The sequence below is a fragment of the Microbacterium sp. genome, assembly GCF_047607465.1.
In the GTDB taxonomy this organism is placed as follows: Bacteria; Actinomycetota; Actinomycetes; order Actinomycetales; family Microbacteriaceae; genus Microbacterium.
In genome coordinates, this window is the sequence record NZ_JASGCY010000087.1 from 22,045 (window position 1) to 36,795 (window position 14,751).

Consider the following 14,751-nt stretch of genomic DNA (forward strand, 5'->3'; position numbering starts at 1 on the left):
CGGCCGTCACACGGCACTGGACGCTCGTTGCGCTCCGGTACAGTGGACGTGATCGCGCCCCCGTTGGTGTGCGGCGCATCGTCTCCGCCGCCATGTCTCCGCCCTGAAGGATCCGCTGTGCCGAAGCCTGTCGTGCTCATCGCCGAAGAACTCTCTCCCGCCACGATCGAGGCTCTGGGCCCCGACTTCGACGTCCGCGGCGTCGACGGCACCGACCGCGAGGCGCTGTTCGCCGCCCTCGCAGACGCCGATGCGGTCCTCATCCGTTCGGCGACGCGCATCGACGAGGAGGCGCTCTCGCACGCGCCCCGCCTGAAGGTCGTCGCCCGCGCCGGCGTCGGACTCGACAACGTCGACATCAAGGCCGCCACGACGGCCGGCGTCATGGTCGTCAACGCGCCGACGTCGAACATCGTCTCGGCCGCCGAGCTCACCGTCGGACACATCCTCAGCCTCGCCCGCCGCATCCCCGCGGCACACGCCTCGCTGTCCGCTGGGCAGTGGAAGCGCAGCTCGTACACGGGAGCGGAGCTGTTCGAGAAGACGGTCGGCATCATCGGTCTCGGTCGCATCGGCGCACTCGTGGCCGCGCGCCTCGCCGCTTTCGACATGCGCGTCATCGCCTACGACCCGTACGTGACGTCAGCGCGGGCGCAGCAGCTCGGCGTGCAGCTCCTCTCGCTCGACGAGCTCATCGCGGAGAGCGACTTCGTCACGATCCACATGCCGAAGACGCCGGAGACGACGGGCATGCTCAGCGCCGAGCAGTTCAAGGCGATGAAGAAGACCGCCTACGTCGTCAACGTCGCCCGTGGCGGTCTCATCGACGAGGCGGCGCTGATCGAGGCGCTGAACGCCGGCGAGATCGCCGGCGCCGGTCTCGACGTGTTCACCTCCGAGCCCCCGGCCGATGGCAGCACCGCGCGCGCCCTCACCGAGCTGCCCAACGTCGTCGTCACCCCGCACCTGGGGGCGAGCACCGACGAGGCCCAGGAGAAGGCCGGCGTCTCCGTGGCTCGGTCCGTGCGTCTCGCGCTCGGCGGCGACCTCGTCCCCGACGCGGTGAACGTCGCAGGCGGCGTCATCGACCCGTACGTGCGTCCAGGCATCTCGCTCGTCGAGAAGCTCGGTCAGATCTTCTCCGCTCTCGCCACCTCGCCGCTGACGAGCCTCGATGTCGAGGTGCACGGCGAGCTCAACGACTACGACGTGAGCGTGCTCAAGCTCGCCGCGCTCAAGGGTGTCTTCACGAACATCGTCAGCGAGACGGTCTCCTACGTGAACGCCCCGCTGCTCGCCGAGCAGCGCGGCATCGCCGTCCGCCTGCTCAAGGACGACGTCAGCGAGGAGTACCGCAACGTCATCACGCTCCGCGGCGCCCTCTCCGACGGCACGCAGCTCTCGGTGTCCGGAACCCTGACCGGGCCGAAGCAGACCGAGAAGCTCGTCGGCATCAACGACCATGCCCTTGAGCTGCCGATCGAGAAGCACCATGTGGTGATGCTCTACACCGACCGCCCCGGCATCGTCGCCGTGTACGGCCAGAAGTTCGGCGAGGCCGGCATCAACATCGCCGGCATGCAGATCGCCCGACTCGGCGCCGGCGACCAGGCGCTCAGCGTGCTGACCCTCGACTCGCCCGTCTCCGACGAGCTGCTTGACGATGTGCGCACGGCGATCGACGCCGACCTGTTCCGTCAGATCGAGATCACCGAGGTCTGACCAGGGCGCGTGATCAGCTCGGGATGACGGTGCGCAGCACGAGCGCGATGAGGTCGTCCAGCTCGTGACCGTGGGGCACGAGACGGTGGGGGCCGTTGACGTCCAGAGAGTTGTTGAAGTACAGCCCGTCGCCGAGCAGCATCACCAGATCCAGACCCGCCGTGTCGTGCACGTGCGGGCGGATCGCGTCCGCCCAGAGCCGACGGGTGTGCCGCAGGGCGTCGGCGGCAGCCGTCGAACCGCCCTGTGCGAGGCGTGAAGCGGCGAGGAGGGCGCGGTCGAGCTCTTCGCCCTCCATGACGGACGTGCGGATGTAGTAGGCGACAGGTCCTGCCGGATCCGCGGACATGCGGACGAGATCCTCGTCGACGAGCCGCGCGAGACGCTCCAGCAGGCCGGCGGTGAGCTCGTCCTTCGAGCCGAAGTGGTACAGGAGCCCGCCCTTGGAGACGCCGGCGGCCTTCGCCGTCGCATCGAGGGTGGCCGCCCGCTCGCCGTCGGCGATGACGAGCGACGCGTAGGCGTCGAGCACGCGTTCACGGGCGAGAGGAGGTCTGGGCACGTCTGTTACTATACCATCCGGACGGTTAAGTAATCCGAGCCGTGCAGAAGTCAGAGAGGTGCCCCATGACGCCCACAGCGTCGATCCCCACAGTCCATGACGACATCGCCGTCGACGGTCCCCGCGTCGGCGCCCGGGGGTGGGCGGCGCTCGTCGTGCTCATGCTGCCGGTGCTGCTCGTCTCTGTCGACAACACCGTGCTGAGCTTCGCCCTGCCGGAGATCTCGATCGCCCTGTCGCCGTCGGGTGCCGAACAGCTGTGGATCATCGACGCCTACCCCCTCGTGCTCGCTGGTCTCCTCGTCACGATGGGGACGATGGGCGACCGGTTCGGCCGCAGGAGGATGCTGCTGATCGGGGCGACCGGCTTCGCCGCGGTGTCGGCACTGGCGGCCATCGCCCCGACGGCGGGACTGCTCATCGCCTCCCGCGCTCTGCTCGGCTTCTTCGGGGCGATGCTCATGCCGTCGACCCTGTCGCTGCTGCGTTCGATCTTCCAGAACCGCGATCAGCGCCGCATGGCCATCGCGATCTGGGCCGCCGGGTTCTCGGCGGGCTCCGCGCTCGGGCCGATCGTCGGCGGGTTCCTCCTCGAGCACTACACCTGGGGCGCCGTCTTCCTCGTCGCCGTCCCGGTGCTCATCCCGCTGCTGATCCTCGCCCCGATGCTCCTGCCGGAGAGCCGCGACCCGAACCCCGGACGCCTCGATCCGCTCAGCATCCTCTGCTCGATGGCGGCGATGATCCCGGTCGTCTCCGCGATCAAGTCGTTCGCGACGGAGGGGCCGAATCCCAACGCTCTCACCTGGGCGGCGTTCGGTGTGATCATGGGCGCGCTGTTCGTGCGCCGCCAGCTGCGCGCCGAGATCCCGATGCTCGACATGGGGCTGTTCCGCCAAGGCTCGTTCTCCGGGGCGATCCTGGTGAACCTCCTCAGCGTCGTCGCCCTCGTCGGCTTCCTCTACTTCGTGTCGCAGCACCTGCAGCTCGTCCTCAGGCTCGGGCCGATGCAGGCCGGCTTCGCCCTCGTGCCGGGGATGGCTGCGATGATCGTCGCCGGCCTCGCCGTGGTGCCGATCTCCCGCCGCGTGCGTCCTCACGTGCTGGTGCCTGCGGCTCTGGTGTTCTCCGTCGCCGGGTATCTGCTCGTCGCCTTCACCGGCGCTGAGCACGGCGTCGCCCCCCTGATCATCGCGTTCGCGGTGCTCGGCATCGGCATCGGCTCCGCCGAGACGATCTCGAACGAGCTCATCCTCTCCAGCGCTCCGGCCGACAAGGCGGGAGCGGCGAGCGCCGTGTCAGAGACGGCGTACGAGCTGGGCGCGGTGCTGGGCACGGCGATCCTCGGCGGCCTCATCACCGCCTTCTACCGCGGTGCGCTCGTGCTCCCGGCCGGCGTGCCGGACGAGGCGGCCGCGGCGGCGCAGGAGACCCTCGCCGGCGCGTACACCGCGGCATCGTCGCTGTCCGAGAGCCTGGGCGGTGCGCTCTGGCACGCGGCGACAGCGGCCTTCGGGTCGGGGGTCGTCGTGACCTCGCTGATCGGCGCGGCGCTCGTGGCCTCCGCGGGGTTCATCGCCGCCGTCACACTGCGCAAGGCGCCGACGCACTGACCGCTACGCTGGAGCTATCCCACCGGAGCACCTGCAAGGAGTGTCATGTCGCGTGTCGTGAAGCTGGCCGTCATCCCCGGTGACGGCATCGGTCCCGAGGTCGTCGCCGAGGCGGAGAAGGTGCTCGACGCCGTCACCGCCGGTAGCGATGTCACCTTCGAGAAGACGCGCTTCGCGCTGGGCGCGGCCCGCTATCTCGAGACCGGCGACACCCTCACCGACGACGACCTGGCGGCGATCGCCGCGCACGATGCGATCCTGCTGGGCGCCGTGGGCGGACAGCCGGGCGACCCGCGTCTCAAGGATGCGAACATCGAACGAGGGCTGCTGCTGAAGCTGCGCTTCACGCTGGACCACTACGTCAATCTGCGTCCGTCGAAGCTGTTCGCCGGCGCATCCGGTCCGCTGGCCGACCCCGGCGAGATCGACTTCGTCGTCGTCCGGGAGGGCACAGAGGGTCCGTACGTCGGCAACGGGGGAGCGATCCGCAAGGGCACTCCGCACGAGGTCGCCAACGAGACCAGCGTGAACACCGCCTTCGGCGTCGAACGCGTCGTGCGCTACGCGTTCGAGCTCGCCGAGCGCCGGCGGCGCAAGGTCACCCTCGTGCACAAGACGAACGTCCTCGTGCATGCCGGTGCGATCTGGCAGCGCCTCGCGAACGAGGTCGCCGCCGAGCATCCGGACGTCGCCGTCGACTATCTGCACGTGGATGCCGCTACGATCTTCCTTGTGACGGATCCGTCACGCTTCGATGTGATCGTCACCGACAATCTCTTCGGCGACATCCTCACCGACCTGGCAGGAGCCGTCACCGGCGGCATCGGCCTCGCCGCATCCGGCAACATCAACCCGGACGGCGCATTCCCCTCGATGTTCGAGCCGGTGCACGGATCGGCTCCCGACATCGCAGGCCAGCAGAAGGCCGACCCGACCGCTGCGATCCTCTCGGTCGCACTGCTTCTCGACCACCTCGGCCTCACCGCGGAATCCGCACGGGTGAGCGCCGCCGTCGAGGCCGACATCGCAGCCCGTACAGGCACGCGAACCACCGCGGAGATCGGCTCCGCGATCACCGCCCGGCTCTGAGACCGAGGCGTAGGCTGAACGGGCGCAATGGTGCGCCCACCCACAAGGAATGGATGACAGAGATGACGACCATCGACGCACAGGCGACCGTGACTCCGCTGGAGTTCGCCGTCACGAAGAACCTCAACGCGGCGACACCCGCACGGATCGCCGAGGTGTTGGCGAACCCCGGGTTCGGCACGGTGTTCACCGACCACATGGTCGACATCTGCTGGTCCGTGAACGGCGGATGGCACCGGCCCCGCGTGCAGCCGTACGGGCCGATCGCGCTCGACCCCGCCGCATCCGTGCTGCACTACGGCCAGGAGATCTTCGAGGGCATCAAGGCGTACCGTCATGCCGACGATTCGGTGCACACCTTCCGTCCAGACCGCAACGCGGCCAGGCTGCAGGCCAGCGCGCGCCGGCTCGCCCTGCCGGAGCTGCCGACCGAGTACTTCATCGAGTCGCTGCGCCAGCTCGTCTCGATCGACGAGCGCTGGGTGCCATCGGGTGATGACCAGAGCCTGTATCTGCGGCCGTTCATGTTCGCCAAGGAGGCCTTCCTCGGCGTGCGCGCGGCGCAGAAGGTGGCGTACTACGTGATCGCGAGCCCTGCGGGCGCCTACTTCACCGGAGGCGTGAAGCCCGTGCGCATCTGGCTCTCCGAGGAGTACGCGCGCGCCGGCGAGGGCGGCACCGGCAAGGCCAAGACCGGGGGCAACTACGCCTCGAGCCTCCTGCCGCAGGCCGAGGCGTACGCGAAGGGCTGCGACCAGGTCGTGTTCCTCAACGAGCACCGCGACGTCGAGGAGCTCGGCGGCATGAACGTCGTCTTCGTCTTCAAGGACGGCCGCATCGTCACGCCCGAGTCCGACAGCATCCTCGAGGGCATCACGCGCGACTCGCTGCTGCAGCTCGCCGAGGACCGCGGCTACACCGTCGAGAAGCGCGTCATCTCGATCGACGAGTGGCGGCAGGGCGTGGCCTCCGGCGACATCGTCGAGGTCTTCGCCTGCGGCACCGCCGCGGTGGTGACGCCGATCGGCGCGCTCGTCGGCGAGGGCTTCGACGAGGCGCAGCCGCTCGGCGAGCTCGCGCTGTCGCTGCGCGAGGAGCTCACCGACATCCAGTACGGTCGCCGCGAGGACCGTCACGGCTGGCTCGTCCAGCTCGCCTGAGCGGCCTCCCTCCCTCGTTTCGCCGAGACCCCTCCTTCCTGTCGAGACCTCGCGTTAGTCGCACAGGTACGGCGGGGTTCCGACGCGAACCCGGGGTCTCGAAGCCGAGAACAGGGAGGGCGCACTCTTCCTGCACAGAATCTCGACGGCGCGGAAATCGCGTGCTGGCTGTGGATAGTGCCAATATGACGTGGGTTGCGCGACATGATCGCCCCATGGTGAAGCGCATTACGTTCCCGGAGGCCGAGAAACTCCTCCGCTCGCGCGAAGAGTTGCTCCTGAGCGGTCTGACCGAGCGCGGTCTGGCGACCGCTGTCGACGCCGGAGGCCTTCTGCGCGTGCACCGCGGGTGGTATGTCGCCGCAGACGACTGGGCCGATCTGTGGTCCGAGGGCAGGCAGCTGCTCCGGGTCATCGCGCTGGCTCGCTCCACGCCGGGCGCAGGTCCGGTCTTTGTCCGCGAGTCGGCCGCAGTGCTCTGGGGCCTTCCTCTGTATCGGCAGGACTCCGCCCTCACGCACACGCTCATTCGCGGCCGACGTCACGCGCGGACGGTCTCCGGAGTCGCTCGCCACGACCTGGACATTGACGAGTCGGACATCGTGGAACGACACGGTCTGCTCTGCACCTCCCTCGTGCGCACCGTGTTCGACATGTCCAGGGTGATGTCGCTCGAGGCATCGGTGTCCGCCGCTGATGCGGCTTTGGCTCAGGTCGCGGTGCAGCGGCATCGGCAAATCGAGGAGCGCGCGGCGCAGTGGCGCGACGACTTCCGGATGCGTGAACGCGCGGGGCTGCGCGGCATCCGTCAGGCGCGGTGGGTGGCGGAGTTCGCCGATGGTCGAGCTCAGCTGCCGGGCGAGAGCGTGAGCAGGCTGCAGCTGTTCCGTCTGGGCTTCCGCGACGTCGAACTGCAAGTTCCGATCTCGGGCGCTGACGGCGATCAGTACTTCCTCGACTTCGGTTTCCGTCGGTCCCGCCGGTTCGGCGAGTTCGATGGGGAGGGGAAGTACCTCGAGAACGGCATGCTGCGCGAGCACACCCCTGCGCGTGTGGTGTTCGCCGAGAAGCACCGCGAAGATGACGTCCGCGGGGTGACCGGATGGGGTTTCGCGAGGTGGGGCGGAAAGCACATCCTGACGCCGGAGGTCCTCGGCGCCCGGCTTGCGCGGTTTGGTATCCGCCCGCCAGGGTAGATACCCATCGACACCCTGCCTTGCCTGCGAGACCCCCTGTTGTTTGCGCGGGTAGGGCGGGGTCTCGGCGCGAATCGGGGGTCTCGGCGAGTTTGGAAAGCGCTGAGTAGGCTGGCCGGGTGAAGATCGCAAGATTCAGCCACGACGACGCCATCGCCTACGGGATCATCGACGACTCCGACCTGGTCGTGCTCGCCGGCGACCCGATGTTCGCCGGGTACGAGACGACCGGTCAGCGGGTGCCGTTGGCGGATGCCGCGCTGCTCGCTCCGGTCATCCCCCGGTCGAAGGTGGTGTGCGTCGGCAAGAACTACCACGACCACGCCGCCGAGATGGGGGGAGAGGCCCCAGCGGAACCGCTGCTGTTCCTGAAGCCCAACACCGCCGTCATCGGCCCGGGCGATGCGATCGTGCGCCCGATCGCGCTGTCGGATCGCACCGAGCACGAGGGCGAGCTCGCCGTCGTGATCGGCAAGGTCGCCAAGAACGTCAAGGCGGCGGATGCGTCGGCCTTCGTCCTCGGCTACACGATCGCCAACGACGTCACCGCCCGCGACCTGCAGCGCAAGGACGGGCAGTGGTCGAGGGCCAAGGGGTTCGACACCTTCTGCCCGCTCGGCCCCGTCATCGAGACCGACTTCGACGCGGCATCCGCCACGATCGAGACGCGTGTCAACGGCGAGGTGCGCCAGCACGCCCCGCTCAGCGACATGATCCACTCCGTCGCGTCGATCATCGAATACGCCTCGGCGGTGTTCACGCTGCTGCCGGGAGACGTGATCCTCACCGGAACCCCTGCCGGCGTCGGCGCCTTCGAGGCGGGCGACGTCGTCGAGGTCGAGATCTCAGGGCTCGGCATCCTGCGCAACACGGTGCGCGACGCCGCTCTGTGACCACGCTCACCCCCGAGCAGCAGGCAGCCGTCCAGCGGCGCACTGTCCTCGTTCTCGCGCTCGGCCAGATCCTCGGGGGCGTCGCCTTCGGCGCCACCGTGTCGCTCGGCGCCATGCTGGCGGCCGACCTGTCCGGCAGCGACGGGCTCTCGGGGCTGGCCACGGCATCCGTGACCCTCGGTCCTGCGCTCTGCGCGATCCCGCTCGCACGGATGGCGGCGCGCTTCGGTCGGCGCCGCGCGCTGACGCTCGGCAACGTGTTCGCGCTCGTCGGGATCGTGATCGTCGTGGTGGCCGTCGCACTGCGGATCTTCCCGCTCCTGCTGCTGGGGACGTTCGCGATCGGCGCCGGCAACGCCGGCAACCTGCAGTCGCGGTTCGCGGCGACGGACCTCGCCGTGCCGGAGCGTCGGGGCCGTGATCTGTCGATCGTCGTGTGGTCGACGACGATCGGCGGCGTGGCAGGACCCCTGCTGGTCGGTCCCGGCGAGCTCGTGGGGCAGGCGATCGGCATGCCGCCGCAGACCGGGTCCTACGCGTTCTCGTTCATCGCCCAATGCCTCGCGCTGGTGCTCTACCTCGTCGCGTTGCGGCCCGATCCGCTGCTCGTCGCACAGCGGCTCGCGAAGGGCGCGGCAGCGGCGGCCGACATCGTCCGCATCGACCGCCCGCGTGTCGCCCGCTACGCGATGTTCGCGATCGCCGGCTCGCACGTCGTGATGGCGTCGGTGATGGCGATGACTCCGGTGCATCTGTCGCACCTGGCGCATGAGATTCACGGCGCACACACGACGACGGCTGACGTTTCCGCGCTTGTCGGTGTCACGATCGCCTTGCACGTGGGCGGAATGTACGCGCTGTCCCCGGTGTTCGGCATCCTCGCCGACCGGCTGGGGCGGCTGCGCATCGTGCTGCTCGGTCAGGCGCTGCTCGGCGGCGCATTGGTGTTCGCGGTCTTCGCGAACGATCAGGCGTGGGGAGTCATGGTGGCCCTGATCCTGCTGGGGCTCGGCTGGAGTGCGGCCACGGTCGCCGGCGCCGCCCTGCTCACCGAGGCGAGCGCTCCTGAGCTGCGGACTAGGCGGCAGGGGCGCAGCGACTCACTGATGAGCCTGAGCGCGGCGGTCGGCGCGGTATTGGCGGGCATCGTGCTGTCGAACTTCCAGTACGCAGGGCTCGGCATCGCGGCATCCGTCATCGTCGTGGCGATCGTGGTGCTGTCGCCTCTGGCCAGGGGGCGCGCCACGTAGAATCTAAGGGCTATGGCTACTCCTCACCCCCTCACCACGACCGCAAGTGGTGCCGACGTCCGCGTCCGCTTCTGCCCCTCTCCGACCGGCCTGCCGCACGTCGGCATGGTCCGCACCGCGCTCTACAACTGGGCGTACGCCCGTCACACCGGCGGCAAGCTGGTGTTCCGTATCGAGGACACCGACGCGGCGCGCGACAGCGAGGAGAGCTTCCGGCAGCTCGTCGACGCGCTCACCTGGCTGAAGATCGACTGGGACGAGGGTGTCGAGGTCGGCGGACCGCACGCGCCGTATCGGCAGTCACAGCGCCACGACATCTATCGCAGAGTGATCGACAAGCTCGTCGCCACCGGCGCGCTCTACGAGAGCTACTCGACTGCCGAGGAGATCGACGCGCGCAACGAGGCGGCGGGGCGGGCGAAGCAGCTCGGCTACGACAACTTCGACCGCGACCTCACGGAGGAGCAGAAGGCCGCGTTCCGCGCCGAGGGGCGCCAGCCGGCGCTTCGTCTGCGGGTGCCCGATGAGGACCTGACCTACGTCGACCTTATCCGCGGCGAGGTCACCTTCCCGGCGGGCTCTTTCCCCGACTTCGTCGTGGTGCGCCCGAACGGGGTGCCGCTGTACACCTTCGTGAACCCCGTCGACGATGCGCTCATGGGCATCACCCACGTGCTCCGGGGCGAGGATCTGATGCCGTCGACCGCGCGTCAGCTCGCGCTCTACGCGGCGCTGATCGACGCCGGCGTCACGACCTTCGTGCCGCGCTTCGCCCACATGCCGCTGGTGCTGGGGGAGACCGGCAACAAGAAGCTCTCCAAGCGTGACCCGCAGGCTGACCTCTTCCTGCACCGCGAGCGCGGCTTCATCCACGAGGGCCTCCTGAACTACCTCGCCCTGCTGGGCTGGTCGATCGGCCCCGACCGCGACGTGTTCTCGCTGGAGGAGTTCACCGCCGCTTTCGACATTGTGAACGTGAACCCGAACCCGGCCCGTTTCGACCAGAAGAAGGCCGAGTCAATCAACGGCGACCACATCCGGATGCTGGAGGAGAAGGACTTCGCGGAGCGGATCGTGCCGCATCTCGCCGCTGCGGGCCTGTTCGACGAGCCGTCGCACGAGCAGCTCGTTCTGGCGTTCCGCGCGGCGCCGCTCATCCAGGAGCGCGTGCAGCTGCTCGGCGAGGCGCCCGGCATGCTCGGATTCTTGTTCACCGACGAGGTCTCGTACGACGACGATGCGCTCAAGGGATTGCCTGCGAATGCCGCAGAGGTGCTCGACGCGTGTGTCGCGGCTCTTGAGCCGGTGGCGGAGTTCACGCCCCAGGCCGTGCAGGACGCGCTGTCGGCCGCCCTCATCGACGGGCTTGAGCTGAAGCCCCGCGTCGCCTACGGGCCGCCCCGGGTCGCGATCACCGGGCGCCGCGTCTCGCCGCCGCTGTTCGAGTCGATGGAGCTCCTCGGCAAGGACGAGTCGCTGCGTCGCCTGCGTGGCCTGTCTGCTCAGCTCGCGGGCTGAGCCGCCGCCGTTTCGAAGGGAGGGCCGCCGCGGTAGGGGGCCCTCCCTTCTCGGCTACGCCTGTCCGGGGTGCGCCTCATCGCACATCGGACTCGTGCGCAGAGGATGACGCTCGCGCCACGCGCGGGCGGCGCGCCTCAATTTGGTGGGCGGGTGCCTGTTGGGTAAGCTTGAATCTCGGTGCGAGGCCCAGGTTTCGCCCTTGGGGTATGGTGTAATTGGCAACACGGCTGATTCTGGTTCAGTTGTTCTTGGTTCGAGTCCAGGTACCCCAGCGCAAAACTCCTCAGATTCCGCGGGAATCGGAGGAGTTTCATGGTTCCTGGTCACTTGAAAACCGGCCGCGGGGTCCTAAACGGGGTCCAAAACCCCTCTCAGCGAGTGCTCGCCGAAGCCCGGCACGGGTTGTTCCGTGTCGCCCCCGCACTGGCCGCAACGGCTGTGGTGTGGGGTGCGCACCTATGGGGTATGGACACCCGAGACGAGCACCTGATCATGACCGGCGAGCAGGTCGCCGAGCTGCTGCAGGTCTCGCCGCGCACCATCGAGGAATGGCGGCAGACGAACAGCGGCCCGCCGTTCCGCCGCGTCGGACGCCACGTGCGATACCTGCGCCCCGAGGTGCTCGCCTGGTTCCAGGAGCTGGTGCGCCATGGCTAGGCCGAGACTCGAACCCGGTGAGGTCGGCGCGATCCAGATCCGCACCCTCGCGTCCGGCCGCGTGCAGGCGACCGCGAAGATGCGCGACGAGGTCGGCGAACTGCGCCGACTGAAAGCCACCGGCGACACCGAGGATGAGGCGAGAACCGGTCTCGCGAAGCAGGCCGAAGACATCCGCTACCGCACTGTCGGACCCGTACTCAGTCTGGACGCCACGATCGCCCAGGCGTGCGAGGTGTTCGTCTACGAGAAGGAGCAGTCGCAGTCAGTCGAGGACACCACGATGGAGTCCTACCGCTCGACGATCAAACACGTCGTGAACCCTGCCTGCGGCAATCTGCCGCTGAAGGATCTCAGCGTGCTGCGCTGCAACCGCATCCTCCAGTCGATCCGCGAGCAGAAGTCGCTGTCTGCCGCGAGGCGTGCCAGGAGCGTGCTCTCACAGGTGTGCCAGACCGGGATCGAACATGAGGTGCTCACCGCGAATCCGATCCGCGACGCGAGACGGCTGCCGCTGCCGGAGAAGAAGGAATCGGTGCTGAACCCCGCGCAGGTGATGGTGGTGCAGAGCCTCATCCACGACTGGCGCAAAGACGGTGACGGTTACGGGCCGCGCCCGAACGTCGCGGTGCTGGAGCATGTGATGTGGATCATGATCGGCACCAGCGCCCGCATCGGCGAAGTACTCGGCCTGCGCCGCTGCGATGTGGACGTGACCTCACGTCCCGCAACGGTGCTCATCGCAGGCACCATCAAGCAGAGCAAAGCGAACGGGCTGTATCGGAAGAACACCCCGAAACGCTCACGGCAGAAGCGCCGCGTTGCGCTGCCGAGCTTCTCCGCCGCAGCGATCCGCCGCCAGCTCGCGACCGCTGATCGCGACCCGGAAGCATTCCTGTTCTCCACCAAATCTGGTCGCCCGCTCAGCGTCAGCAACTACGAGCGGCTGCTGCGCACCTTCGTCGATGACAACGCGGACGCCCTGCAGCGAGCGGGCATCGATCCGACCGAGTTCTCGACGCACATCTTCCGCCGCACCACCGCGACGATCATCGACGCCGCGGCAGGCATCACCCTCGCCTCGCGTCTGCTCGGTCACGCGAACGAGCAGGTCACCCGCAGCAACTACGTCGTCACCGCCGAGATGGTCGACCCCGTTACTGCCGACATCATGGACGACGCATTCACGGCGATGCTCGGCACCGCGAGCGGTCACCTTGAAAGCGACCTGCTGTGAAGGCTGGGAGTGCGCCCGGATGTGCTGGCCGATCGCTTGCCGTACCTGTCAGAGTGAGGTACGGTGCTTGCACCGCGGTCACGACGGCGCGGGCTGGCTACCAGGTCGTCTGGTCGCCACAAGGCAGAAAGCCATGGTGGTGTCGATTCGGCACCACCGTGAAAGGCTCCGACGCGGGAGGGCCGAATCGGCACCCCCACGGCTCCGGCAAATTGCCCCCACCGTGATTGCCGCCTTGGAGTTCCCCGTTGACGGCCTCCCAATTATTGGGACGCCGCGGGGCTCCGGACGGTGGTGGAAATTTTCCCGGACCGTGAAACTCCTCCCTTGGAGCTGACCTCCGCTTCGTCGCATCCTGACAAGCGCTCAGCGTTGTCAACCGCAGAAGCTGCTGCGATGCCACGTGATCCTCATCACGCTCTGTCGCGATCCGAAGCTCACGCCTCTGAGACACCGCTTCTCAACTCTCCTGCTGCCCGACAACTGATTCATGGACGTATGCCACCGATGGTGGGGCGTACGCACCTCCCTCATGAGACGACTCGTGAGGAGGCCCGAGATGAAGGGCGGCGTGATTCTGTTCCGCGGCACCGGTGCCGCAGCGCGCCGCTACCTGGAGTCGGACAGGTCCACCGCCGACGAGTACTACCTGGAGGGCGGCACCGCGCTCGCCGAGTTCGCCGTGAGCGGTCAAGATGGCGAAGTCATCGAAACGAGAACCCTCGATCCGGAAGCCTACGCGGCCTGGGTCGATTGGACGGACCCGATCACCGGCACGTCGATGGGAACGCCCCGGGCGGCGAGCGACAGGTCGAAGGAGTCGCCGCGCTTCGCAGAGATGGTCATCAATGCACCGAAGTCGCTTTCGATTGCCGCTGCCTTGCATCCGGAAGTCTCCGACGCGCTCGACGCCGCACAGCAGGACGCGGCGTCGGAGATCCGTCGCTGGCTCGCCGAGCACTCCGTCACCCGAGTCGGCCCGCGGAACGCGCGCGAGATCGTACCTGTACAGCAGCTGCAGACCGTCACCGTCGCGCACAAGACCAGCCGGGCGGGTGATCCGCACCGGCACATCCACTTCCAGATCGGCACCCGCATCTACGCCGCAGGCAAGTGGCGCGGCCTCGACACCGCGGCACTTTTCAAACAGCAAGGGGCGATCCGTGCCCTTGGCACCGCGGTCATCGCCGCGCACCCGCAGCTTGCCGCCGTGCTCGACCAGCACGGCCTTACCCTCGACCCGGCGACAGGTGAAGTGGCAGAGCTGGAGCCTTTCAACGCGGTCATGTCGAAGCGGGGCGCGCAGGTCGAACGCAACCTCGCCCGCTTCGAAGCCGAGTGGGACGCCGCCCATCCGAGCGAGGAGCCCGGCCCAGTAGTGTGGGCGAGATTGAAGGCGAAGGCGTGGGAGCACGAGCGACCGGGCAAGAAGCCCAGCGTGCTCGGCAGCGAAGTCGGCTGGCGCGCCGAACTCGAAGACGCCGGCTTCACGCCGAATCCGCCCCGCGTACGGCGCGCTGCACCCGTCACGCTGGACGAGCTGCACATTGAGGAGATCGCATCGCGTGCGCTCGATCGCTGCGCCGCAGGAGCGTCGGCCTGGACGATGCACACCCTGCGCGAGCACGTCACGCGGATCACGACCGAACGCGGTGTGCAAGCCGAACCAACGGACTTGCGTGAGTTCGTGCAACTCGCGACTCAGCTTGCGGCGGAGGATTGCTTCTCAGCCTTGATCCACCGTCGTGGTGTCGATGGGTGCGTTTTCGTGTTTCGGTGATGAAGCTCGCTGTGTGGGCGTGCAGGATCTGCCAGCCGGTGCTCTGGCTTTTCCACTTCGGTTTCCGGTCA

Annotated in this window: 12 protein-coding genes and 1 tRNA gene; 12 read left to right on the top strand and 1 reads right to left on the bottom strand. The window is 68.2% G+C overall.

What is annotated here, in order from left to right; all coding sequences use genetic code 11:
* The first annotated feature begins 117 nt into the window (after nucleotides 1-117).
* Nucleotides 118-1,722, top strand: coding sequence for a phosphoglycerate dehydrogenase (gene serA / locus QM568_RS12580; protein WP_415139348.1), 1,605 nt, complete (start codon nucleotides 118-120; stop codon nucleotides 1,720-1,722).
* 13 nt (nucleotides 1,723-1,735) lie between these two features.
* Here the strand turns inward: serA and QM568_RS12585 are convergent, their stop codons facing one another.
* Nucleotides 1,736-2,284 carry a TetR/AcrR family transcriptional regulator gene (locus QM568_RS12585; RefSeq protein ID WP_415139350.1) on the bottom strand — a complete coding sequence of 183 codons (549 nt, stop codon included), beginning with the start codon at nucleotides 2,282-2,284 and terminating at the stop codon, nucleotides 1,736-1,738.
* 65 nt (nucleotides 2,285-2,349) lie between these two features.
* On the opposite strand from QM568_RS12585, the gene QM568_RS12590 reads away from it, so the two are divergent.
* The 11 genes from QM568_RS12590 (at nucleotide 2,350) to mobF (ending at nucleotide 14,680) form a co-directional block, all read left to right on the top strand.
* The gene (locus QM568_RS12590) at nucleotides 2,350-3,897 is read left to right on the top strand and encodes an MFS transporter (RefSeq protein ID WP_415139352.1); all 1,548 of its coding nucleotides are present in this window, start codon (nucleotides 2,350-2,352) and stop codon (nucleotides 3,895-3,897) included.
* Between the two features lie 45 nt (nucleotides 3,898-3,942).
* Nucleotides 3,943-4,986 carry a 3-isopropylmalate dehydrogenase gene (locus QM568_RS12595; RefSeq protein WP_415139354.1) on the top strand — a complete coding sequence of 348 codons (1,044 nt, stop codon included), beginning with the start codon at nucleotides 3,943-3,945 and terminating at the stop codon, nucleotides 4,984-4,986.
* Between the two features lie 62 nt (nucleotides 4,987-5,048).
* The gene (locus QM568_RS12600) at nucleotides 5,049-6,146 is read left to right on the top strand and encodes a branched-chain amino acid aminotransferase (protein ID WP_415139356.1); all 1,098 of its coding nucleotides are present in this window, start codon (nucleotides 5,049-5,051) and stop codon (nucleotides 6,144-6,146) included.
* Nucleotides 6,147-6,361: 215 nt separating this feature from the next.
* Nucleotides 6,362-7,342 (top strand): hypothetical protein, encoded by a 981-nt coding sequence (locus QM568_RS12605; RefSeq protein ID WP_415139358.1) that lies wholly within the window; start codon nucleotides 6,362-6,364, stop codon nucleotides 7,340-7,342.
* 119 nt (nucleotides 7,343-7,461) lie between these two features.
* A complete protein-coding gene (locus tag QM568_RS12610; RefSeq protein ID WP_415139359.1) occupies nucleotides 7,462-8,235 on the top strand; it encodes a fumarylacetoacetate hydrolase family protein in 774 nt (257 codons plus the stop codon).
* Nucleotides 8,232-9,485: an MFS transporter gene (locus QM568_RS12615; protein ID WP_415139360.1), complete on the top strand. Its 1,254-nt coding sequence runs from the start codon at nucleotides 8,232-8,234 to the stop codon at nucleotides 9,483-9,485. Before QM568_RS12610 ends, QM568_RS12615 begins: the two co-directional genes overlap by 4 nt.
* A 12-nt stretch (nucleotides 9,486-9,497) precedes the next feature.
* Entirely contained in the window at nucleotides 9,498-11,003 is a 1,506-nt protein-coding gene (gltX, locus tag QM568_RS12620) for a glutamate--tRNA ligase (RefSeq protein ID WP_415139362.1), read from the top strand.
* Between the two features lie 203 nt (nucleotides 11,004-11,206).
* Nucleotides 11,207-11,278, top strand: a tRNA-Gln gene (locus QM568_RS12625).
* Nucleotides 11,279-11,471: 193 nt separating this feature from the next.
* A complete protein-coding gene (locus tag QM568_RS12630) occupies nucleotides 11,472-11,663 on the top strand; it encodes a helix-turn-helix transcriptional regulator (RefSeq protein WP_415139364.1) in 192 nt (63 codons plus the stop codon).
* Complete coding sequence (locus QM568_RS12635) at nucleotides 11,656-12,900, top strand: tyrosine-type recombinase/integrase (RefSeq protein WP_415139366.1); 1,245 nt, start codon at nucleotides 11,656-11,658, stop codon at nucleotides 12,898-12,900. Before QM568_RS12630 ends, QM568_RS12635 begins: the two co-directional genes overlap by 8 nt.
* Before the next feature lie 559 nt (nucleotides 12,901-13,459).
* Nucleotides 13,460-14,680, top strand: coding sequence for a MobF family relaxase (gene mobF, locus QM568_RS12640; RefSeq protein WP_415139368.1), 1,221 nt, complete (start codon nucleotides 13,460-13,462; stop codon nucleotides 14,678-14,680).
* Nucleotides 14,681-14,751 lie beyond the last annotated feature (71 nt).